Origin of the sequence: Streptomyces sp. NPDC058663 (genome assembly GCF_042716745.1) — a bacterium.
Classification (GTDB): domain Bacteria; phylum Actinomycetota; class Actinomycetes; order Streptomycetales; family Streptomycetaceae; genus Streptomyces.
The window spans coordinates 38,346-59,493 of the sequence record NZ_JBHXRV010000033.1 but is presented as its reverse complement, the minus strand read 5'-3'; the positions used below and the strand labels follow the sequence as shown (position 1 = coordinate 59,493).

Here is a 21,148-nt window from a genome sequence, read left to right as displayed (position 1 = left end):
ATGGCTGCGGGTGTGGCGCCGGTGAGGTGCGCGACACCTGGGGCGCCGTCGGTGGGCGTGGCGCCGGTGACGTACGCACACCGGGACCCCCGAACGCTATGCCGCGCGGTGGGCCGCGTACTCCCCGATCTCGCGCATCGGCGGCCGCTCCTCGGTGTCCACCGGGTGGGTGTGCGGGACGAAGCCGTTCTCGACGCGCTCGAACTGGGTGAGTTCGGGGCGCACCAAGTGGCCGCGGGAGAGCCGCAGTTGGGCCGTGCGGTAGATGGTGGCCGCCATCCGTCCCAGCGCCTGCCCGTCCTGGTGGCGGTGTCTGCGCACGCCCACGTCCACCTGAGCGAGCGCGTCGAGCCCCACGGTGTGCAGGGCGTCGACGAGGAGCCCGAGCTCCACTCCGTAGCCCACGGGGAACGGCAGCCGTTCCAGGAGCGAGCGCCGGGCCGCGTACTCGCCGCCCAGCGGCTGGACGAAACCGGCCAGCTGGGGCCAGTGCAGGTTGAGCAGGGGACGGGCCACCAGCTCGGTCACCCGGCCGCCCTGACCCGCCGCGCCGCCCAGCGGGCGGTCGTACATCGCCTTGACCAGGTCGATGCCGGGGTCGGTGAGCAGCGGCCCGACGATGCCGGAGACGAACGCCGGGTCGAAGTCGACCAGGTCCGCGTCCACGAAGCAGAGCACGTCGCCCCGGGTGACCAGCAGCGAGCGCCACAGCACCTCGCCCTTGCCCGCCACCGCGGGCAGCCGGGGGAGGATGTCGTCCCTGTGCACGACCCGCGCCCCGGCCGCGGCCGCCGCCTTCGCCGTCCCGTCGGTGGAGCCGGAGTCGATCACCACCAGCTCGTCCACCAGCGGCACCCCGCCGCCCCCCGCCTCCGGGCCCATCAGCTCCGCGCGGATCGCGGTCACGATGGCGCCGACCGTCGCCTCCTCGTCGAGTGCGGGCAGGACGACGCTGACGGTGGTGCCCCTGGCCGCCTTGGCGGCCAGCAGCCGCTCCAGCGGGCGGTCGGCGGCCGCCCAGGACCGCGCGCCCAGCCAGCGCTCCACCTCTCGCAGCACGCCCGTCACTCCCGACTTCTGTGATCTATCTCGCGGTCCGGACGCCTGTCTCATGGGCCCGGGGGTTCGGTTACAGTCTTGAACAACGCGGAGGGCCCTCGCATGTCGGGGTGGTCGCCGCACACAAACACCCGGGCCGCTCAGGCGGGCCCCGGAGTCATAGCGCTCATCCAGAGGGACTGAGGGAAACGGCCCGTTGAAGTCCCGGCAACCCCCCAGCCGACCGCGAGGTCAGGCCGGGAAGGTGCCAATTCCGTCTCGTGGCGAAAGCCGTCACGGGGAAGATGAGGAAAGGACCTCGCCATCATGGCTGTGCAGACCGCTGAGACCACCCCCGCCGCCGCCGTCGACCTCGGCCCCGCCGCCGCCCTGTCCTGCCGCGAGTGCGGAGAGCGCTTCGCCCTCGGCCCGATCTTCGCCTGTCAGCTCTGTTTCGGCCCGCTGGAAGTCGCGTACGACCTTCCCGCCGACAGCCCCGAAGAGCTGAAGAAGCGCATCGAGGCAGGCCCGGACAACATCTGGCGCTACGCCCCCCTCCTGCCCGTCCCCGCCGACGTGGCCACCAAGCCCAGCCTGAACCCCGGCTTCACCAAGCTGGTCAAGGCCGACAACCTGGCCCGCGAGCTGGGCGTCACCGGCGGCCTGTACGTCAAGGACGACTCCGGCAACCCGACGCACTCCTTCAAGGACCGCGTCGTCGCGATCGCCGTCGAGGCCGCCCGCGCCTTCGGTTTCACCACGCTCTCCTGCTCCTCCACCGGCAACCTGGCCGGCGCCGTCGGTGCCGCCGCAGCGCGGGCAGGCTTCCGCTCCTGCGTGTTCATCCCGCACGACCTGGAGCAGGGCAAGGTCGTCATGGCCGCCGTGTACGGGGGCGAGCTCGTCGGCATCGAGGGCAACTACGACGACGTGAACCGCTTCTGCTCCGAGCTCATCGGCGACCCCCTCGGCGAGGGCTGGGGCTTCGTCAACGTCAACCTGCGCCCGTACTACGGCGAGGGTTCCAAGACCCTGGCGTACGAGATCTGCGAGCAGCTCGGCTGGCGGCTGCCGGACCAGCTCGTCATCCCGATCGCGTCGGGTTCGCAGCTCACGAAGATCGACAAGGGTCTTCAGGAGCTGATCAAGCTGGGTCTGGTCGAGGACAAGCCGTACAAGATCTTCGGTGCCCAGGCGGAGGGCTGCTCGCCGGTCTCCACCGCGTACAAGGCCGGGCACGACGTGGTGAAGCCGCAGAAGCCGAACACCATCGCCAAGTCCCTCGCCATCGGCAACCCGGCCGACGGCCCGTACGTCCTGGACATCGCCCGGCGCACCGGCGGCGCGGTCGAGGACGTCAACGACGAGCAGGTCGTCGACGCGATCAAGCTGCTCGCCCGCACCGAGGGCATCTTCGCGGAGACCGCGGGCGGGGTGACCGTCGGCGTGACGAAGAAGCTCATCGAGGCCGGACTGCTCGACCCGGCGCTGACCACCGTCGTGCTCAACACGGGCGACGGCCTCAAGACGCTGGACGCGGTGGCCCCGACCACGGGACCCTCCGCGACCATCCGGCCGAGCCTTCAGGCGTTCCGCGACGCCGGACTGGCACGCTGAATCCCGGCCCGCTGAGCCGCTGAACCTCGTACGTACGCACCGGAAGGCAGAAACACCATGAGCGTCAAGGTCCGCATCCCCACCATCCTCCGTACGTACACGGGCGGCGAGGCCGAGGTCACCGCCGAGGGCGGCACCCTCGCCGAGGTCATCGCCGACCTGGAGAAGAACCACACGGGCATCGCCGCCCGCGTCCTGGACGACCAGGGCAAGCTGCGCCGCTTCGTGAACGTGTACGTGAACGACGACGACGTGCGCTTCGAGAGCGGCCTGGAGACGGCCACTCCGGACGGCGCCGGCGTGTCGATCATCCCGGCCGTCGCCGGAGGCTGACCGTCGAGCGCAGTGCCGGAGGCTGACCATCGGGCACAGTGCCGCAGGCTGAGTCCTGGGCGTGGGGGCGTGCAGGCGTCCCCAACGCGCGCCGCGGTACCCCCAGTTGCCCCCTCCGTTCACAAACGGAGGGGGCAATTCTGCATGGTTGAAAGAGGTAGAGTAGGGGAAGCCCCGTCGCTCGTCCCTGCCGTGCGCAGATGAGAACGCGACAAACTGGGGCCCGCGTATTCGCCCCCTTTGCCGCCGAAACGCACATTATGTCCGGCCCGACTTGCCCCGGAACGCGGGCAGTCGACCGATCCGGCCATTCGGGCCTTCCTAGATTTCTCGTCCAATTGACCTGTTGCAGAGGGCAGTTGGGCGGATACATTCAGCCGCGGTCGACGCGCTTCGGCGCACACCTACCGCGTTCCTGTCGGCGGGTGGGGTCTGACCCGGGGCCGCGAAGTGCGGTCCCGCGCAAGGGCCAGTAATAGGGGAGTTAGGCATGGCTCAGGGCACCGTCAAGTGGTTCAACGCGGAGAAGGGGTACGGCTTCATCGCGGTCGACGGTGGTGCGGATGTTTTCGTCCACTACAGCGCGATTCAGATGGACGGCTACCGCACCCTTGAAGAAGGTCAGCGAGTCGAGTTCGAGATCTCGCAGGGCCAGAAGGGTCCGCAGGCGGACATGGTCAAGCTCGCCGTCTGATCTCGGCGCGATCGGCCACCGACGCACACTTCAGCGACTTCATCAGCACTCACGCACCTAGGGCTCGTATCCCGTCACCAGGGGTACGGGCCCTTGGTGCGTCCGAGGGCCGCCAAGGGGTGCGTCTCCCGCTCCGCCCCAGGTCACCGAGGCGTCAGACCCCCGCCGCGGCCGGCCGGCGACGGGCCGCGCGGCCCGCGATCCGTGGTAGTCGCTTGCACTCTCCTATGCCGAGTGCTAATCATTGGCGTTAGCACTCTCCCCGTGAGAGTGACAGAAACTTGGACCAGGTAGGTGAGGTCCGAAGGGTGCTGGGGTAAGGATTCCTCCGCACTCTCGGGCCGTCCGTCGCGGGCGCCGACCACCGGTCCGGAGAAAATCCTCCCCCAAGCTCTTAAGGAGCAGGGGGTGCCCCCTACGTCCTGGGAGGACCACTTCACATGGCCAAGATCATCGCGTTCGACGAGGAGGCCCGGCGCGGCCTCGAGCGTGGCATGAACCAGCTCGCCGACGCCGTCAAGGTCACCCTTGGCCCCAAGGGCCGCAACGTCGTCCTTGAGAAGAAGTGGGGCGCCCCCACGATCACCAACGACGGTGTCTCCATCGCCAAGGAGATCGAGCTCGAGGACCCGTACGAGAAGATCGGTGCCGAGCTCGTCAAGGAGGTCGCGAAGAAGACGGACGACGTCGCCGGTGACGGTACGACGACCGCGACCGTCCTCGCGCAGGCGCTGGTTCGTGAGGGCCTGCGCAACGTAGCCGCGGGTGCCAACCCGATGGCCCTGAAGCGTGGCATCGAGAAGGCCGTCGAGGCCGTCTCCGCCGCGCTCCTGGAGCAGGCGAAGGATGTCGAGACCAAGGAGCAGATCGCTTCGACGGCCTCCATCTCCGCCGCCGACACCCAGATCGGCGAGCTCATCGCCGAGGCGATGGACAAGGTCGGCAAGGAAGGCGTCATCACGGTCGAGGAGTCGCAGACCTTCGGCCTGGAGCTCGAGCTCACCGAGGGCATGCGCTTCGACAAGGGCTACATCTCGGCGTACTTCGCGACCGACATGGAGCGCATGGAGTCGGCTCTCGACGACCCGTACATCCTGATCGTCAACTCGAAGATCGGCAACGTGAAGGACCTCCTTCCGCTGCTCGAGAAGGTCATGCAGTCCGGCAAGCCGCTGCTGATCATCGCCGAGGACGTCGAGGGCGAGGCGCTCTCCACCCTGGTCGTCAACAAGATCCGCGGCACCTTCAAGTCCGTCGCCGTCAAGGCCCCGGGCTTCGGCGACCGCCGCAAGGCCATGCTGAACGACATCGCCATCCTCACGGGCGGCACCGTCATCTCCGAAGAGGTCGGCCTCAAGCTGGAGAACGCCGGGCTCGACCTGCTCGGCCGCGCCCGCAAGGTCGTCATCACCAAGGACGAGACGACCATCGTCGACGGCGCCGGTGACAGCGACCAGGTCGCCGGGCGGGTCAACCAGATCCGCGCCGAGATCGAGAACAGCGACTCGGACTACGACCGCGAGAAGCTCCAGGAGCGCCTGGCGAAGCTGGCCGGCGGCGTGGCCGTCATCAAGGCCGGTGCCGCCACCGAGGTCGAGCTCAAGGAGCGCAAGCACCGCATCGAGGACGCCGTTCGCAACGCGAAGGCCGCCGTCGAAGAGGGCATCGTCGCCGGTGGTGGCGTCGCCCTCCTCCAGGCCTCGGCCGTCTTCGACAAGCTGGAGCTCACGGGCGACGAGGCGACCGGCGCCAACGCCGTGCGCCTCGCGCTGGAGGCCCCGCTCAAGCAGATCGCCGTCAACGGTGGTCTCGAGGGTGGCGTCATCGTGGAGAAGGTCCGCAACCTGCCCATCGGTCACGGCCTCAACGCCGCCACCGGTGAGTACGTCGACATGATCGCCGAGGGCATCATCGACCCGGCGAAGGTCACGCGCTCCGCCCTCCAGAACGCCGCGTCCATCGCCGCGCTGTTCCTCACCACCGAGGCCGTCATCGCCGACAAGCCCGAGAAGGCCGGCGCTGCCGCCCCGGGTGGCATGCCGGGCGGGGACATGGACTTCTAAGTCCCCCCTTGCTGGTAGCAGTACGCACGTCCACTGGGGCGGCATCCCTTCGGGGGTGCCGCCCCAGTGGCGTGTGCGGGGTCAGGCCGCGACGGGTTCCCTGGGCCTGCCGTGGTCGGCCGTCGTGGACCCGGGGGACGGCGCGTTCAGTTCCGCGAGCATCGGCTTGGTGAAGCCGAAGTAGTACGTGGCGAGGAAGCCGGCCGCGTAGCCGACGAGCAGGCCGCCCGCGTAGACGGCGAGGGTGGTGCCCAGGCCGTGGTTGCCCTTCAGGAGCGGGAAGAGCGCCCAGCCGGACGGGCCGATGGCCGTGGAGCCGACCTTGTCGCCGAGCATCGAGAAGAGCCCGACGAACGCCCCGCCCGCGGCGCCGCCCGCGCAGGCCGTGACGAAGGGGCGGCCCAGCGGCAGCGAGACACCGTAGATGAGCGGCTCGCCGACGCCCAGGATGCCCGCGGGGAGGGCGGACTTGATGGTGTTGCGGATCGAGTGGTTGTTCCTGAGGCGGAGGTAGACCGCCGCCGCGCAGCCGACCTGGCCCGCGCCCGCCATCGCCAGGATCGGCAGCAGGACGGTGAAGCCCTGCTGCTCGATGAGGGTGGTGTGGATCGGGATGAGCGCCTGGTGCAGGCCGAGCATCACCAGCGGGAGGAAGAAGCCGCCGAGTACCAGGCCGGCGAAGGCGCCGGTGTGGGTGAGCAGCCAGTCCGCGCCCGTACCGATGGCGGTGGAGATCTCACCGGCCACGAACATCAGGCCGAAGATCGTGACCAGGCCGGAGAGGAGGACGGTGAGGGTGGGGGTGACCAGCACGTCGAGGGACTCCGGGACCCACCTCCTGCACCACTTCTCGATGTGGACGGCGAGGACGGCCGCTCCGAGCGCACCCAGTACACCGCCCTGCCCGGGGGACAGGGTCTGGCCGAACGCGTCGATCTTCGCGACACCCGGGAAGACGATGATCGCGGCGACCGCCCCGCCCAGGATGGGCGTCCCGCCGAACTCCTTCGCCGTGTTGAGGCCGACGAAGACCGCGATGAGCGCCATGAAGCCGGAGGCGAGGGCGGCGAGGGCCGGGGTGAGGGCGGGCAGCCACCCCAGGTTGATCAGCAGCCCGTTGAGGCCGGCGATGATGCCGCAGCCGATCAGGGCCGGGATCAGGGGGACGAAGATGTTCGCGATGCGGCGCAGGAAGAGCTTCAGCGGGGTGGCGTTCTTCGCCTTCCTGGCGGCCTTGAGGGCGGCACCCTGAGCGGCGAGCTCCTCGGCGGAGGGGGAGTGGCCGGGGGTGCTGGGAGTGGCGTCGGTGGTCCCGGCGGTTCCGGTGGCGGGGATCCCCGGGGTGGCAAGGCTTCCCGGGGTGGCGGCGTCGGGGGCGGGCCCGGCGGGGGCGGGCCCGCTTCCCTTCTGCTCCTCGACCAGCGTTTCGAACTCGGGGGTGACCCGGGCGACCGTGCCGGGGCCCAGCACGATCTGGTACGTCTCGTCCTCGACCACGCCCATGACGGCGGGCAGCGCCTTCAGGGCGGCGTCCTGGACGAGTGCACGGTCGCGCAGCCCCAGCCGGAGCCGGGTCATGCAGTGGACGACCGAGGTCACGTTGTCCGCGCCGCCGACGAGCGGAAGGATCGCGGCGGCGGTGGCGCGGTTCTTGTTCTCAGGGGTGTCGGTGCTCATGGTGCGCGGTGCCTTGCTGTGCGGGGGTGGCGGGGAGCTAGCTCTTGCGGGCGGACTTCAGGGCCGCGCGGAGGTGGCCGTGCGCGTCGTGGAGCAGGGTCGCGGCGGTGGGTCCTTCCACGTCGCCGAGAATGATCAGGATGGCGTTCTTGACCTCGCCGTCGGCGGCGGTGAGGGCGGCCTCGATCTCGGCGTCGGACGCGCCGGTGGCCAGGCCGACGATGCGGCGGGAGCGGGCCCGCAGCTTCTCGTTGGAGGCGCGGACGTCGACCATGAGGTTTCCGTACGTCTTGCCGAGCCGGATCATCACGATCGTCGAGATCATGTTGAGGACCAGCTTCTGGGCGGTGCCCGCCTTCAGCCGGGTGGAGCCGGTGAGGAGCTCGGGGCCGACGACGACCTCGATGCCGTGCTCGGCGGCGGCGGCCAGTGCGCTGCCGGCGTTGCAGGAGAGACCCACGGTGAGGGCGCCCAGGCTGCGGGCGTGCTCGACGGTGCCGATGGCGTACGGGGTGCGGCCGGAGGCGGAGATGCCGATGACGGTGTCGTCGGGGCCGATGCGCAGTGCGTCCAGGTCCTCGCGGGCGAGTTCCTCGCTGTCCTCGGCGCCCTCGACCGCCTTCACCATGGCGGAGGGGCCGCCCGCGATCAGGCCGACGACCTCGTCGGGGTCGGTGTTGAAAGTGGGCGGGCACTCGCTGGCGTCCAGTACGCCGAGCCGTCCCGCGGTACCGGCGCCCGCGTAGACGAGCCGGCCGCCGCGGGCCATCCGGTCGGCGATGCCGTCGATGGCGGCGGCGATCTGCGGGAGCTGTGCGGCGACGGCGGCGGGGACGGTGGCGTCCTCGCCGTTCATCAGCGCGGCCAGTTCGGCGGTGGGCAGCCGGTCGATCTCGGCGAGCTCGGGCCGGAAGGCCTCGGTGGTCAGCGTGTCCAGCTGGGCGCGGAGTTCACCGTAGGTGCGGTCGGTGCGGTCGGCCCGCGCCGTGGTGTCGGTGCCGTGGGTGGCAGTCATGGTGCGGCTCTCTTCGGTCGTACGGGGCGGGGGGCGGAGGGGCGACGGCGGTACGGGGATCGGCGCGCGGTCCGGGGCCTGTGCGCGGTCCGGGGTCTGCGGGCCTTACGGGGATCACTGCGCGGTCCGGGGATCAGTACGCGGTACGGGGTCGGCGCACGGTACGGGAACCGGCGCGCGGAACGGGGTCAGCGCGCGGTGCGCGGGTCGTGCCGGTGGGCGAGGGCTTCGTACGAGGCGGCCAGGGCGGGGGCAGCGGTGTCGTACGTCCGCTGCGCGACGCCCACGAACAGGCAGTCCACGACCAGGAGTTGGCTGGTCCTGCTGGACATCGCGGCCGGGCGCAGCTCGCTCTCGCGAGCCGTGGAGGTGGTGAGGATGTGGTCGGCGTACTGGGCGACGGGGGCGCCGGGCCGGCCGGTGATGGCGACCGTGGTCGCGCCGTGCTCGAAGGCGACGCGGAAGGGTTCTATGACGTCGCTGGTGGCACCGGAGTGGGTGATCGCGACGGCGACGTCCCCGGCGCGCAGCTGCACCGCGTTGGTGACGGCGAGGTGCGGGTCGGTGTGCGAGTGCGCGATGAGGCCGATCCGCAGGAGCTTCTGGGCGAGGTCCATGCCGACCAGCGAGGAGGCGCCGACGCCGTAGATGTCGACGCGCCGGGCGGTGGCCAAGGCGCTGACGGCAGCGCCGAGTTGTACGGTGTCGAGCCCGGCCGCCGTGTCGGCGAGGGTCTGCTGTTCGTCGAGTGCCAGCTTGGTGACGACATCGGCGATCGGGTCGTCCACGGCGATGTCGGCGGTGACGGCGGGGGCCCGCCCCGACTCCTGGTGCGCGGCGAGTCCGGCCAGGGCCAGGCGCAGGTCCCGGTAGCCCGGGTACCCCAGCAGGCGGGAGGTCCGTACGACGGTTGCCTCGCTGGTGCCGGTGAGCTCGGCGAGACCGGTCACGGTCAGCGCCGCGCAGCCGGCCGGGTCGCCCGCGACGGCCTCGGCGACGCGCTGCATGGAGCGGGTCATGGAGGGGGCGAGGGTGCGGACCTTGGCGGCGAGGGCGGCGGGGGCCGGAGCCGGGGTCGACGCCCGGGGGCCCGTCGGCTCGCTGGAAGTTTCCTTCACGGTTCTGCTCACCACTGAAAGGTATTTTCAGCCGTGGGGGCGGGTCAAGGGGACCGAAGTCCCGATCCGGCCACGGCGGGTGGTGTGCGGGTCGCGTGACAATGGGGGGATGGACCACAGCGACTCCCCGGACCACAGTGTCTCCCCGGGCCACGGCGCCTCCCCGGGCCACGGCGCCTCCCCGGGCCACGACGACTCCCCGGGCCACGGCGATTTCACAGGCCCTGTCGGCCCCACAGGCCCCGACGGCCCCACAGGCGCCGCCCACCCCACTGACCCCGCCGACCCCGGCCTCTCCGGGCCCCTTGCCACCCCGCCGCTCGAACAGGCGCTGCACACGGCGCGCGCCCTGGTGATGGCGGACCTCGCCGCCCGCGACGTGGCGGAGGCGGACATCGTGTCCTTCGTCGAGGACGCGGTGGCGCACCGGCGGTGGTGGGTGGAGCAGTGGCCCCAGGGTGCGGAGTTCGTGGCCGGGCTGATCGCCCAGGACGTTCAGGACGCGCTGCTGGAGAAGTACGGCCGGTGGCCGCTGTGCCCGGTGTGCGAGGACGCGCACGCGCTGGAGGTGGAGCCGGAGCTCGGCCCCGACCCGCACTGGGTGTGCACGAAGACGGTGGTGGCGGTGGCCCCGGTCGGCGGGCTGGCACCGTGACGCTCTACATCGATCCGCCGACCTGGCCCGGCCACGGCCGCCTGTGGTCCCACCTGGTCAGCGACGTCTCGTACGAGGAACTGCACGCCTTCGCGGCGTCGATCGGCTGTCCGCCGAGAGCCTTCGAACGCGACCACTACGACATCCCCGCGGAGCGGTACGGGGACGCGGTGGCGGCCGGGGCGGTGGAGATCGGCAGCAAGGAACTGGTGCGGCGGATCACGGCGGCGGGGCTGCGGCGGAGGAAGTTCGCCGGCTAGGCCCTGCTGCTCACGCCGGGCCTGGGGTGCTGTCGGGGGCTGCCGGGCCGGCGCTTCGGGCGCTTGCGGCGCTTCCGTCGGCGGCCCGAGTGGCACTTGCGGCGCTTCCGCCGGCTGCCGGGCCGGGAGTGCTTCCGTTGGGGGCCACGCCGGTGCTTTCGGCACTCCCGTTGCTTCCGGTCGCCGCCCGGTGCTGCTCCATGACCTGCTGGAGGGCCTGGTTCATCAGGAGCAGGAGTCCGGCCGAGGACTCGAAGCGGGCGCCCGCCGGGGTGTCGGCCCCGAGGATCTCCGCGCCGCGGCGCGATTCCGCGGCCAGGGTGACGTTCATCCGCGCGGCCGCCTGGAGGGACCGGACCCAGAAGTCGTCGTCGACGACATAGCGCTCGCGGCGCGTGCCGGGGGGCCGTTCCCGCGTGAGCATTCCCTGCTGTTCGAGGAAGGTGACGGCATGGGAGACCGACGCCGCGCTGATGCGCAGCCGCTGGACCAGGTCGGCGGCGGTGAGGGCGCCTGAGTCGGTGACGTAGAGGCAGGCGAGCACCCGGGCCATCATCCGGGGGAGCCCCTGCATTTCGAGCAGATCGGTGAAGGACTCGGTGAAGTCCTGGACCGCCCGGGGGTCGCGCCCGGGAACGCGGTCGTCGGCGGCTGCCGGGTCCGGCACCCGGGCGGGAGCCTGCTTGCGCCGCCTCGCCCGGTCCCGGGTGGCTTCCTGGGCCTGGTGCGCCGCGTAGTCCTCGGGGCCGCCGTTGCGGGTGACCTCGCGCATGACGGTCGAGGCCGGCCGCCCGAGACGCCGGCCGATCTCTGCGTACCCGAGCCCCTGGGCCAGACCGTCGGCGATGTCCTGGCGGTCCTCGTTGGTGAGCCTGCCTCCGGGCATCGGGCCGTTCTCCTCTCGGGTGGTCGCGGGGCGCCGTGCGCGGAACGGGAAGCCCGCGCGCCTCGCCGCACGGTATGCGCCTCTCGCGCTCATTGCAATGCGGCGCGGACGGTGCACTTTGCGTTCAGGGGTCTAGTCATTGCAATGGAGGCGCTTATTTCCCTCGAGCGCCGGGGATTTGGGGTCCGCAAGAGCGTTGACCAAATGCTAAACGCAATATAACTTCGTACTCGTTCAGCACTTCCCGAACTGACCGAGGAGATCAATCATGAGCAAGAACAACGACGGCTTCTCGCAGGCCGGGCTGCGCAGGATGCGCGAGGTGCTGGCACAGCACGTCGACTCGGGGAAGCTCCCGGGCCTGGTGGCTCTGGTCAGCCGGGGCGACGAAACGTACGTGGAGGCGCTCGGGACCATGCGCCACGACGGAGGCGCCGCGATGAGCCGGGACACGATCTTCCGGATGGCGTCGACGTCCAAGCCGGTCGCGGCGGCGGCGGCGATGGTGCTGGTGGACGAATGCAGACTGCGGATGGACGACACCGTCGACCGGTGGCTGCCCGAACTCGCCGACCGGCAGGTGCTGCGGCGGATCGACGGACCGCTGGACGAGACGGTGCCCGCCAAGCGGCCGGTCGTCGTACGGGACCTGCTGACGTCGACCTTCGGCCTCGGTATGGACCTGACGGCACTGGGCGCCCCGATCATGAACGCGATATTCGAGCAGGGGCTGACCCCCAACCTGCCGGAGCCGATGCCGGGTCCGGACGAGTGGATGCGGCGCCTGGGCACGCTGCCGCTGATGCACCAGCCGGGTGAGCGCTGGCAGTACCAGATCAGCAACGACCTGCTGGGCGTGCTGGTTGCGAGGGTGACGGGCCAGTCGTTCGAGGAGTTCCTGCGGGAGCGGATCTTCGAGCCGCTGGGCATGAAGGACACCGGGTTCCACGTCCCCGAGGACCGGATCGACCGGCTGCCCGATCTCTACGCGCCGGACCCGCAGAGCGGGGAGTTCCATGTGTGGGACGCGGCGAAGGGCGGGCGCTGGAGCAGTCCGCCGGCGTTCCAGGGCGGCGGTGGCGGGCTGGTGTCGACTGCGGACGACTTCCACGCGTACTTCCGCATGCTGCTGAACGGCGGGACGCACGAGGGCGAGCGGATCCTCTCGCGCCCCGCGGTGGAGCTGATGACCACCAACCGCCTCACCCCGGAGCAGCAGGCGGCCCGGCACGCGATGGCCACCGACAACGTGCACATGTCGTTCGGCCAGGGGCAGCACGGCGGCTGGGGCATCGGGATGGCGGTGCGGACGTTCCGCGGCGACTACGCGTCGGTGGGCCAGTTCGGCTGGGACGGCGGCAGTGGTACGTCGACGTACGCCGACCCGCAGAAGAACCTGACCGGCATCCTGCTGACCCAGGTGGGCATGTCGGCGCCGAACTCGGCGCACGCGTTTCACGACTTCTGGACGACGGTGTACCAGGCGATCGAGGACTGAGAGGCGGGACTGTGTCCTTGCAGCTCCGCCGCGCGGGGGTGTGCCTGTGTGCGGCTCCGCCGCGTGGGCGGGCTGCCACTTGGGGGCGAGTTCATCGGGCAGCTCGCCGAAGTGCGCGCGGGAGACGCCGGACAGGGCAGGAGGGGAACAGGCCGCACGGGCCCAGGTAAGCCTCACCACTCACCCGACCCGTGCGGCCCTTCTCACGTCACGGGCCAGGACAACCGCCGCTCTCACGGTTGCTGCGGCCGGGCCGGCCAGACCAGTGCCTGGGCGACGATGACGTTCTCACCGTTGAAGGTGACGGCGGGGCCTTCGTGCAGTTCGTAGCCAAGACCAATCATCTCGCTCACACGTCGGCAGAACCCGGCATCGTCCGGGCCGGTCAGGACTCGGTAGACAGGCAATCCATCTGGTGGTGTGCTCATGAGGAGAAGGATCTCAGGCTCACCGCCAACCGATCCGGCGAGCCGGCACGGCCCGAACCCAATCGCTCCCAAGGTCGTCCGCGGGGGCGGCCCGCCGCCCAGGAGGGCTGGGGGGTAGAGGTGTGCGGACGGCCCCGCCGGGCGAGGGCGGCGGGGGTGGTCAGGGTGGTCCCGGGGTTCGAGGGGGTGGGGGGATGTGGAGGGGGTGGTGGTGGAGGGTGCCGTTGACCGTCAGCGTGAGAGTGGCCCGTCCCGGCCGCAGCGCGGTGAAGGTGCCCGTGCCCGGGTCGAAGGACGCGATGTGGCGCGGCCCGGCCCCGCCACGGTGACCGATCCGCAGATTCGGCGACCCGGTCCAGTCGGCGCTGAGCGGGAAGCGGACCGGAACCATCCGGCCTCCCTGGACGACCGCCGCCCACACACGCGCACTGCGCCCCGGGGCCGGCACCCCCGACACCCTCACCCTCAGCGCGTCGACATGCGCCCGGGTCTGTACGGAGACCCAGTCGGGGCCGCCCGCCCACGGCCTCAGCCGCGCGGCCGTCCGCTCGCGGGCGGACACCTTGTCCACCCCGACGAGGGACCAGCCGGTGAAGCCCCCCTCGCCCGGCGGGGCAGCGGGCGTCCCGCCGGAGCTTCCGTTGATCAGGTACGGCACCCCGTCCACGTGCGAAGCACCGAACACACCGGCACGGCCGCCGAGAAATCCCACGCCCTTGCCCGTCGTACGGCGGAAGTCCGCGAGCCACCGTTCCAGGAGGGCCGCCTCCTTGCGGTCACCGAGCCGGCCGGTCCCCCGCACGGCCGGGTCGCGCGGCGGTACGTGTGCGATCACCATGACCGACCGCACCCGGTCGTCCTTCGCCGCCGCGTCCAGCTGCTCCCGCAGCGCCCTGATCTGCGCGAGGCCACCGCCCCTCAGTGACGTACTGGAGGTGTCGAGGGTGACGAAGCGGGTTCCCCGGTGGTCGAAGATCCGGTGGGCGGGGCCGAACGCGGCCACGAAGGAGCTGATCGAGCCGCCCCTCACCTCGCCGGAGCCGGGCACGTAGTACCAGGGCAGCGCGTCCCCCAGCTCCTGCTCCAGGAGCGTGCGGGCGAAGGAGAGGCCCGCGGGCGAACCCCCGGCCACGAGGTCACCGGCCACGACCAGGAAGTCCGGTTTCGCCGCCCTGATCTCGCGCAGGGTGCGGCGCGCCCGCGCCACGGCCGCGCTGCCCGGGTCGCGGGCCGTGAGCTGCGCGTCGGACATGACGGCGAACCTCCAGTCCCTGCCCCGGATCTTCGCCGCCGTGCCGACCAGCGGATTCGCCGTGCGCGGCTGCCGGGGCAGAGCGACGGCGGGCGGCACCTGCGCCGTCAGGCCGTCGAGCACGACCCGGCCGGCGTACTGCTTCGCAGCGGACGTCTCCGCGAGATAGAAACGGTGCACACCCAGCGGCGTCGCGGCCCCCGCCGGCACGTCGAAGGTCACCTGCCGCCAGCCGGTCCAGGTGACGTACGGGCCACGCAGCAACAGGTCGGAGCCTGCCGCGTCCTCGAGGTGCAGGGTGGGCCAGGCACCCTTGCCGTCACCCTTGATCCAGAGCTTGAAGGACTGCGGCCTGCCCGGCACCGGGATCCGCACCGGCGGGGTGACGTAGGCGGCGCGGATGGCGTGCGAGCGGCCGAAGCCGTAGGAGAGGGAGAGACCGGTGCCGGTGCGGCCTTCCGGGGTGGCCGCCGCCGACCCGTCCGCCCGCGACCCGCTGGAGGTCCAGGCCGCGGCGTCGTCGAAGCCGGAGACCGGCTGTTCCTCGAGGCCGACGCTGACGGCGAGGGCGGTGGTGAGGCCCGCAGCGCGCACCGTGATCCGCCCGGCTCCGCCGCCCTTCAGCGACCGCACGGTGAAGGAGCCCCGCCCGTCGTCGGTGACGGAGAAGAGGGAGCGGTCGTATTCCAGCGTCACGTCCCGGGGTTCGACCGGGGCGCTGGTGGAGTGCGCGTCGAGTCCCACGATGCCGAAGCTGCCGGACGCCGTGGCGTCCGGGAGTCCCACGTGCCGGGTGGTGGGCAGGATCGCGCGGAGCGTGTCGAGCACGGTCAGCTCGGTGCCGCCCCCGGCAGGCCCGCGTTCGGCCCGTACCTGCGTGGTGCCCGGGGAGCGTGCGGTGAAGACACCGAAGCTGTCGACCCGGCCCACCGAGGGCCGGACGGACCGCCAGCGCGGAGTGCCGTGCGCGGGTCCGAAGGTCTCGTCGTGGCCGGTGGCCGTCAGTTGCCGTGTCAGCCCGGGGAAGACCCGCTCGGGGTGGCCGCCCTTGATGGGGTCGACGGTGGGGGCGGCGCCCGCGGGGGTACGCGGCTGGACCCTGAAGCCCCTGAGCCGCCCGCTGCCGTCCGGTCCGGTGAGGGCGATGCCGTTGGGGACGGTGCGTTCGCTGCCGTCGGAGGGGCTGTTCTCCACCTGTAACGCGTCACTGCCCGGCGTGCGGGCCACCAGCGTGGAGGAGCCTCCGCCATCCAGGTTGAGGGCGCTGTACGCGCCGGCACGCCGCATCAGCACGCCCAGCTCGGTGAGGGTGACGCCGCCACTGTCGGCCTGCCTGCCGTCGACGGTGACGACCTGCATCGTGGAGCCGTCCCGGGAGAACCCGACGGCCGTGCGGGGCGCCGCGGTGTTGTTGCCCGCCCCCTCGTGGTCCTGCGCCTTCCCGTTCACGACGAGCAGTTCACGACCGCCGACCGCACTGCGGGGCACGGGTCCGGAGTCGGTGCGGGGCCGGTACTCCAGGCTCACCGGGTCCCCGGGGCGCAGGGCGGCGAGCGCCTTCGCACCCGCCTCCCTGCCGACCAGGACGGTGGTCCCGTCACGGATCGCCCCGCTGCCGGGGCGCTCCGTCACGGACACGACCCGTCCCCTGCGCACGGTGGCCTCGGCGACCGGCGTCGCGCGGTCCACGGTGAGAGCCCGGTCCGCCTCGCCCCAGCCCGGCGTATAGGCGCCGATGCCACCGGCGGGCACGTTCGCCGCGTTGTACGCGCCCAGCGGGCGGGCCCCGCCGGGGAGGGTGACGGTGCCCTCGAAGAACAGCCGCAGGAGGCGTCCCGCGGCCCCCGGACCGAATCCGACGGCCCGGTGCGCGCCCTCCAGCGGGGAGTGGACGACCCGGCCGGCCGCGAGGCCGGGCCCCTGGGGCGCGCCCGTCTCGTTGATGTCGAAGAAGTCCCCGTTGACGGCGGCGGCGGTACGGCGGCCGGGGCCGGGGTCGTGCCGGGCGGCCAGGTCGGAGACCGTACGCCGGCTGGAGACCTTGCCCGAGAAGAGGTGGCCGGCCCGCGCGGCACCCGCGCCGAGGTCGACGGAGAGGACGTCGACACGCAGCCACTTGTCCGGTTCGAGCCGGTCGTACGAGGTCAGCCGGACACCGGGGGCGACCGGGCGGGAGGTGCGCGCCGTCTCGATGCCGTCGGCGTCGGCGGCGTACCACGCCTGAGTGGCGGCTCCCGGTCCCGGGGTGGCCGCGCTCGCGGGCGGCGGCGCGACGGGCCGCAGCATCTCGGCGGGGTGGGCGGGCCGGGGGTCGGGGGTGGCGCCGGTGGCGGGCGGGGCCACCGCCCCCGCGGCGAGAGTGGTCACGGCCGCGAACAGGACGGCGGTCCGCCCAGCGAGCCCTGGGCCCACGACTTCTCCTGGGGATCGGCGTGTACGTGAGGTCGGTGCTGCCGCGCGGCGGCAGGGCCATGCACCCGGAATGCTCCAGGGGCGGGGCGCGAACACCGGGGAGAACACGCGGACACCGGGCCGGACGGGTCGGCGAACGTGGCGCCCGCTCCGCCATTCGGCCGATCTTCGCACTGCGTGAGTGCTTGGCCGGGGTGACGTCGTCGCGTCGGCGAGGGTGGCGGGGGCCGGTTCCCGTCGGCGCCCGCCCGCGGGAGGGGGTGTCCGACGGGTGCGGCGGTGTCCCGTGGGCGCGGCGGCGTCCCATGGGTGCGGTGGGGCAGACGGGTGCCGCTCCGCCGGGCAGGGGGGTGCGGCGGGGCAGACGGGTGCGGCTCCGCCGGGAAGGGGGGCACGGTGGGGCAGACGGGTGCCGCTCCGCCGGGAAGGGGGGTGCGGTGGGGCAGACGGGTGCAGCTCCGCCGGGAAGGGGGGCGCGGTGGGGCAGGGGGTGCGGCTCCGCCGGGGAGGGGGCGGGGCGTTGCGGGCAGGGCGCCCCGCCCCCGGGAGGAGAGCCTCGCCCCCTCAGGGGGCGGCTCGCCCCGTTACGCTTCCAAGGTGTGGCGCCAGGTGTTGACGGCTGCTGCCGAGACCGGGGACGTCCAGCCTTCCGGCCTCGCCGCACCGCCGATGTGGAACGCGTTGATGCCCGCCTCCCGCAGCACCGGCAGGTGGTCCAGGCGGAGGCCGCCGCCCACCAGGAGCTGCGGCGCGTAGCCCGGCTCTCCCGAGCGGGCCGCCTCCGCGAGCAGTGTCGCCAGGCCGGCGTCCACGCCCGACGCCGCGCCCGCCGTCAGGTACGTGTCCAGACCCGGCAGGTCCGCCAGGGACTTGCGGGTCGCGTCGCGGTCGGCCGCCCTGTCCACGGCCCGGTGGAAGGTCCACCGGCACCCCTCCAGCTCCGCCAGCAGCCGTTCGACCGCGACCAGGTCGGCGTTCCCGTCCTGGTCCAGGAAGCCGAGTACGAATTCCTCCGCACCCTCCGCCCGCAGCCCCCGCGCGGCCTCGACCAGCCCCTCCATGTCCTGCGCCGACCCCGCCGCGAACCCGTCGGCCGCCCGCAGCATCACGCGCAGCGGGATGTCCACGGCGGCCCGGATCGCGGCGAAGGTCTCGCGGGGCGGGGTGAGCCCGTCCGCGGCCATGTCCGTGACCAGTTCGAGCCGGTCGGCACCGCCGGACTGGGCAGCGACCGCGTCCTCGGCAGTGAGGGCGATCACCTCCAGGACTGCACGCTCACTCATGGGGTTCTGCTTCCTTCGCCGTCGGTCCCGTTGGTCTAGTCCAATATCAAGACTAGTTCCCATGCTGCCCCGGCGCACCACCCCCGTGCACACCGTGATCGGCCGGCGCCTTCTCCGCGGGGGCCTTCGCCGGCCGTTCCTCGGTGGCCACGACGGGGTCGATCGCGCTCCCGATCCCGTACGCGCCCCCGAATGTCGCGGCCAGTACGAGCGCGTACCCGGCGACCTTGAGTCCCGTTCCCATGGCGATCCCTCTTCCGTATGTGTGCGGCGGTGGGGTGATGTCTGAGCTCGACAATACCCCCTGGGGGTATTGAGTCAACACTTGCGCCCCATAGGGCAGGGGGGTATACATGAACTCGGCGGCCGATACCCCCAGGGGGTAATTGGCGGCGGAGGAGAAGCAGTCGAAGCGATACGGATCCCTACCAGGAGAGTGGCCATGACCGTCCAGACACCGGCTCCGGCACCATCGCCGGCCGCGCCGGCCCACGTCGAACTCGCCATCGGCGGCATGACCTGCGCCTCCTGCGCCGCCCGCATCGAGAAGAAGCTCAACCGCATGGAGGGCGTCGAGGCCACCGTCAACTACGCCACCGAGAAGGCGAAGATCGCGTACGACGGCGGCAGCACCGAGGTCGCGGACCTGATCGCCACCGTCGTCAAGACCGGCTACTCCGCCAAGGAGCCCGCCCCCGCCCGGCCGCCCGTCACCGCGTCACGCGGCCCGCACGAGCCGGGGGCGGCGGAGGAGGAGGCCGAGGGCGAGGAGGGGAGTGATCCGGCTCTCGTCTCCCTGCGGCAGCGGCTGGTCACCGCCGTCCTTCTCGCCGTACCCGTCGTCGCGATGGCGATGATCCCGGCGCTCCAGTTCGAGTACTGGCAGTGGCTCTCGCTCACGCTGGCCGCGCCGGTCGTCACGTACGCCGCCTGGCCGTTCCACCGGGCCGCCTGGACCAATGCCCGGCACGGTGCCGCCACCATGGACACGCTGATCTCGGTCGGTACCTCGGCGGCGTTCATCTGGTCGCTCTGGGCGCTGTTCTTCGGTACGGCGGGCATGCCCGGCATGACGCACCCCTTCGAGCTGACGATCGCCCGCAGCGACGGGGCCGGGAACATCTATCTGGAGGCCGCCGCCGGAGTCACCGCGTTCATCCTGGCGGGCCGCTACTTCGAGGCCCGCTCGAAGCGCAAGGCGGGCGCCGCGCTCAAGGCACTCCTCCAGCTCGGTGCGAAGAGCGTCACCCTGCTCCGCGACGGCGAGGAAGTCACCGTCCCCACCTCCGCGTTGCAGCCCGGCGACCGCTTCCTGGTACGGCCCGGCGAGAAGATCGCCACGGACGGCACGGTCGTCGAGGGCAGCTCCGCCGTCGACGCGTCGATGCTGACCGGTGAGTCGGTACCGGTGGAGGTCGGCGTCGGCGACGGCGTCACAGGAGCGACCCTCAACGCGGGCGGCCGCCTCGTCGTCGAAGCCACCCGGGTCGGCGCGGACACCCAGCTCGCCCGGATGGCCAAGCTGGTCGAGGACGCGCAGAACGGCAAGGCGGCGGCCCAGCGGCTCGCCGACCGGATCTCCGCCGTCTTCGTCCCGGTCGTCATCGCCCTTGCCCTCGGCACGCTCGGCTTCTGGCTCGGCAACGGGTCCGGCCTCACCGCCGCCTTCACCGCCGCGGTGGCCGTACTGATCATCGCCTGCCCCTGCGCCCTCGGCCTGGCCACCCCGACCGCCCTCATGGTCGGCACCGGCCGCGGTGCCCAGCTCGGCATCCTGATCAAGGGCCCGGAAGTCCTGGAGAGCACCCGCAAGGTCGATACGATCGTCCTCGACAAGACCGGCACCGTCACCACGGGCCGCATGACCCTCATCGACGTACACCTCGCCGAAGGCACCACCGAGTCCGACGTCCTGCGGCTGGCCGGTGCGCTGGAGAACGCCTCGGAGCACCCGATCGCCCAGGCCGTCGCCACCGGAGCGGCCGAGCGGCTCGGTGCGAAGCTCCCCGTCCCCGAGGACTTCGCGAACGTACCCGGTCTCGGCGTCCAGGGCATCGTGGAGGGGCACGCGGTACTCGTCGGCCGTTCGAAGCTGCTTGCCGAGTGGGCCATGGAGCTGCCGGTCGCGCTGGAGCGGGCCAAGGCGGACGCCGAGGCGGCCGGCCGCACCGCGATCGCCGTCGCCTGGGACGGTGAGGCGCGGGCGGTGCTCACCGTCGCCGACGCGGTCAAGGAGACCAGCCCGGAGGCCATCCGGCGCTTCAAGGCGCTCGGTCTGACGCCGATCCTGCTCACCGGCGACAACCGGGCCGTCGCGGAGTCCGTGGCCGCCGAGGTCGGCATCGAGCAGGTGATCGCCGAGGTCATGCCGGAGGACAAGGTCGGCGTGGTCAAGTCCCTTCAGGCGGAGGGCCGCTCGGTCGCCATGGTCGGTGACGGCATCAACGACGCGGCCGCCCTCGCCCAGGCCGATCTGGGCCTGGCGATGGGTACCGGGACGGACGCCGCGATCGAAGCCGGGGACCTGACGCTGGTACGGGGGGACCTGCGGGCGGCGGCAGATGCCATCCGGCTCTCCCGCAGGACCCTCGGCACCATCAGGTCCAACCTCTTCTGGGCCTTCGCCTACAACGTGGGGGCGTTGCCGCTGGCGGCGATGGGGCTGCTGAATCCGATGATCGCGGGGGCGGCGATGGCGTTCTCGTCGGTCTTCGTGGTGGGGAACAGTCTGAGGTTGCGGGGGTTCAAGGCGGAGTGAGGTGAGGTGGGGGGTACGGGGGTGGGGGTACGGGGGCGGGGGCCCCGGGGGCATGTTGTGCGGGAGGCCGGGGGGGTGTTGGGGGGACTGGGGGGGGGGCGGGCCCGGGGGGGGGGGCCCCCGGGGGCGGCCCCCCACCCCCCCCCCCCCCCCCCCCGGGG

General features: G+C 72.1%; 17 protein-coding genes and 1 riboswitch. Of the genes, 8 read left to right on the top strand and 9 right to left on the bottom strand.

Translation table 11 applies throughout. The features are described from left to right. Positions 1 to 96 precede the first annotated feature (96 nt). Positions 97 to 1,059, bottom strand: coding sequence for a glucosyl-3-phosphoglycerate synthase (locus ACFWVV_RS23690; protein WP_384345601.1), 963 nt, complete (start codon positions 1,057 to 1,059; stop codon positions 97 to 99). Between the two features lie 163 nt (positions 1,060 to 1,222). Next, positions 1,223 to 1,350: riboswitch (SAM riboswitch) on the top strand. Positions 1,351 to 1,365: 15 nt separating this feature from the next. Here ACFWVV_RS23690 and thrC point away from each other — a divergent pair. The 4 genes from thrC to groL all read left to right on the top strand — a co-directional run bounded on the left by thrC (position 1,366) and on the right by groL (position 5,745). Next, positions 1,366 to 2,655 carry a threonine synthase gene (thrC, locus tag ACFWVV_RS23685; protein WP_384345598.1) on the top strand — a complete coding sequence of 430 codons (1,290 nt, stop codon included), beginning with the start codon at positions 1,366 to 1,368 and terminating at the stop codon, positions 2,653 to 2,655. A gap of 57 nt (positions 2,656 to 2,712) precedes the next feature. After that, on the top strand, positions 2,713 to 2,988 hold the full coding sequence (locus tag ACFWVV_RS23680; protein WP_384345596.1) for a MoaD/ThiS family protein: 276 nt from the start codon (positions 2,713 to 2,715) through the stop codon (positions 2,986 to 2,988). Positions 2,989 to 3,478: 490 nt separating this feature from the next. Then, complete coding sequence (locus ACFWVV_RS23675) at positions 3,479 to 3,682, top strand: cold-shock protein (protein WP_005315736.1); 204 nt, start codon at positions 3,479 to 3,481, stop codon at positions 3,680 to 3,682. Between the two features lie 440 nt (positions 3,683 to 4,122). Further along, entirely contained in the window at positions 4,123 to 5,745 is a 1,623-nt protein-coding gene (groL, locus tag ACFWVV_RS23670; protein WP_384345593.1) for a chaperonin GroEL, read from the top strand. A gap of 81 nt (positions 5,746 to 5,826) precedes the next feature. On the opposite strand, the gene ACFWVV_RS23665 is transcribed toward groL, so the two are convergent. The 3 genes from ACFWVV_RS23665 to ACFWVV_RS23655 all read right to left on the bottom strand — a co-directional run bounded on the left by ACFWVV_RS23665 (position 5,827) and on the right by ACFWVV_RS23655 (position 9,555). Then, on the bottom strand, positions 5,827 to 7,422 hold the full coding sequence (locus tag ACFWVV_RS23665; RefSeq protein WP_384345592.1) for a PTS transporter subunit EIIC: 1,596 nt from the start codon (positions 7,420 to 7,422) through the stop codon (positions 5,827 to 5,829). A gap of 37 nt (positions 7,423 to 7,459) precedes the next feature. Next, a complete protein-coding gene (murQ, locus tag ACFWVV_RS23660; protein ID WP_384345590.1) occupies positions 7,460 to 8,437 on the bottom strand; it encodes an N-acetylmuramic acid 6-phosphate etherase in 978 nt (325 codons plus the stop codon). A gap of 188 nt (positions 8,438 to 8,625) precedes the next feature. Further along, positions 8,626 to 9,555 (bottom strand): MurR/RpiR family transcriptional regulator, encoded by a 930-nt coding sequence (locus ACFWVV_RS23655; protein WP_384346028.1) that lies wholly within the window; start codon positions 9,553 to 9,555, stop codon positions 8,626 to 8,628. Positions 9,556 to 9,910: 355 nt separating this feature from the next. On the opposite strand from ACFWVV_RS23655, the gene ACFWVV_RS23650 reads away from it, so the two are divergent. Continuing rightward, entirely contained in the window at positions 9,911 to 10,210 is a 300-nt protein-coding gene (locus ACFWVV_RS23650; protein WP_384346025.1) for a hypothetical protein, read from the top strand. Continuing rightward, on the top strand, positions 10,207 to 10,470 hold the full coding sequence (locus ACFWVV_RS23645) for a DUF4031 domain-containing protein (protein WP_384345589.1): 264 nt from the start codon (positions 10,207 to 10,209) through the stop codon (positions 10,468 to 10,470). Before ACFWVV_RS23650 ends, ACFWVV_RS23645 begins: the two co-directional genes overlap by 4 nt. Positions 10,471 to 10,480: 10 nt before the next feature. Here the strand turns inward: ACFWVV_RS23645 and ACFWVV_RS23640 are convergent, their stop codons facing one another. Next, complete coding sequence (locus ACFWVV_RS23640; RefSeq protein ID WP_384345586.1) at positions 10,481 to 11,356, bottom strand: helix-turn-helix domain-containing protein; 876 nt, start codon at positions 11,354 to 11,356, stop codon at positions 10,481 to 10,483. A gap of 268 nt (positions 11,357 to 11,624) precedes the next feature. Here ACFWVV_RS23640 and ACFWVV_RS23635 point away from each other — a divergent pair, with 268 nt between their 5' ends. After that, on the top strand, positions 11,625 to 12,854 hold the full coding sequence (locus tag ACFWVV_RS23635) for a serine hydrolase domain-containing protein (RefSeq protein WP_384345583.1): 1,230 nt from the start codon (positions 11,625 to 11,627) through the stop codon (positions 12,852 to 12,854). A gap of 233 nt (positions 12,855 to 13,087) precedes the next feature. On the opposite strand, the gene ACFWVV_RS23630 is transcribed toward ACFWVV_RS23635, so the two are convergent. The 4 genes from ACFWVV_RS23630 to ACFWVV_RS23615 all read right to left on the bottom strand — a co-directional run bounded on the left by ACFWVV_RS23630 (position 13,088) and on the right by ACFWVV_RS23615 (position 18,473). Further along, on the bottom strand, positions 13,088 to 13,282 hold the full coding sequence (locus ACFWVV_RS23630) for a DUF1737 domain-containing protein (RefSeq protein WP_384345580.1): 195 nt from the start codon (positions 13,280 to 13,282) through the stop codon (positions 13,088 to 13,090). Between the two features lie 160 nt (positions 13,283 to 13,442). Then, positions 13,443 to 16,946, bottom strand: a complete 3,504-nt coding sequence (locus ACFWVV_RS23625; protein ID WP_384345577.1) for a phosphodiester glycosidase family protein — start codon at positions 16,944 to 16,946, stop codon at positions 13,443 to 13,445. 584 nt (positions 16,947 to 17,530) lie between these two features. Further along, entirely contained in the window at positions 17,531 to 18,229 is a 699-nt protein-coding gene (locus ACFWVV_RS23620; protein ID WP_384345574.1) for a copper homeostasis protein CutC, read from the bottom strand. Between the two features lie 52 nt (positions 18,230 to 18,281). Beyond that, positions 18,282 to 18,473: a hypothetical protein gene (locus ACFWVV_RS23615; RefSeq protein ID WP_384345571.1), complete on the bottom strand. Its 192-nt coding sequence runs from the start codon at positions 18,471 to 18,473 to the stop codon at positions 18,282 to 18,284. A gap of 198 nt (positions 18,474 to 18,671) precedes the next feature. Here ACFWVV_RS23615 and ACFWVV_RS23610 point away from each other — a divergent pair, with 198 nt between their 5' ends. Further along, positions 18,672 to 20,987 carry a heavy metal translocating P-type ATPase gene (locus ACFWVV_RS23610; RefSeq protein ID WP_384345568.1) on the top strand — a complete coding sequence of 772 codons (2,316 nt, stop codon included), beginning with the start codon at positions 18,672 to 18,674 and terminating at the stop codon, positions 20,985 to 20,987. Positions 20,988 to 21,148: the final 161 nt, after the last annotated feature.

Excerpts from the sequence above, each read along its gene's own strand:
- thrC (WP_384345598.1), top strand. The coding sequence starts at position 1,366 with ATGGCTGTGCAGACCGCTGAGACCACCCCCGCCGCCGCCGTCGACCTC.
- ACFWVV_RS23680 (WP_384345596.1), top strand. The coding sequence starts at position 2,713 with ATGAGCGTCAAGGTCCGCATCCCCACCATCCTCCGTACGTACACGGGC.
- ACFWVV_RS23675 (WP_005315736.1), top strand. The coding sequence starts at position 3,479 with ATGGCTCAGGGCACCGTCAAGTGGTTCAACGCGGAGAAGGGGTACGGC.
- groL (WP_384345593.1), top strand. The coding sequence starts at position 4,123 with ATGGCCAAGATCATCGCGTTCGACGAGGAGGCCCGGCGCGGCCTCGAG.
- ACFWVV_RS23665 (WP_384345592.1), bottom strand. The coding sequence starts at position 7,422 with ATGAGCACCGACACCCCTGAGAACAAGAACCGCGCCACCGCCGCCGCG.
- murQ (WP_384345590.1), bottom strand. The coding sequence starts at position 8,437 with ATGACTGCCACCCACGGCACCGACACCACGGCGCGGGCCGACCGCACC.
- ACFWVV_RS23650 (WP_384346025.1), top strand. The coding sequence starts at position 9,911 with ATGGCGGACCTCGCCGCCCGCGACGTGGCGGAGGCGGACATCGTGTCC.
- ACFWVV_RS23640 (WP_384345586.1), bottom strand. The coding sequence starts at position 11,356 with ATGCCCGGAGGCAGGCTCACCAACGAGGACCGCCAGGACATCGCCGAC.
- ACFWVV_RS23635 (WP_384345583.1), top strand. The coding sequence starts at position 11,625 with ATGAGCAAGAACAACGACGGCTTCTCGCAGGCCGGGCTGCGCAGGATG.
- ACFWVV_RS23630 (WP_384345580.1), bottom strand. The coding sequence starts at position 13,282 with ATGAGCACACCACCAGATGGATTGCCTGTCTACCGAGTCCTGACCGGC.
- ACFWVV_RS23620 (WP_384345574.1), bottom strand. The coding sequence starts at position 18,229 with ATGAGTGAGCGTGCAGTCCTGGAGGTGATCGCCCTCACTGCCGAGGAC.
- ACFWVV_RS23615 (WP_384345571.1), bottom strand. The coding sequence starts at position 18,473 with ATGGGAACGGGACTCAAGGTCGCCGGGTACGCGCTCGTACTGGCCGCG.
- ACFWVV_RS23610 (WP_384345568.1), top strand. The coding sequence starts at position 18,672 with ATGACCGTCCAGACACCGGCTCCGGCACCATCGCCGGCCGCGCCGGCC.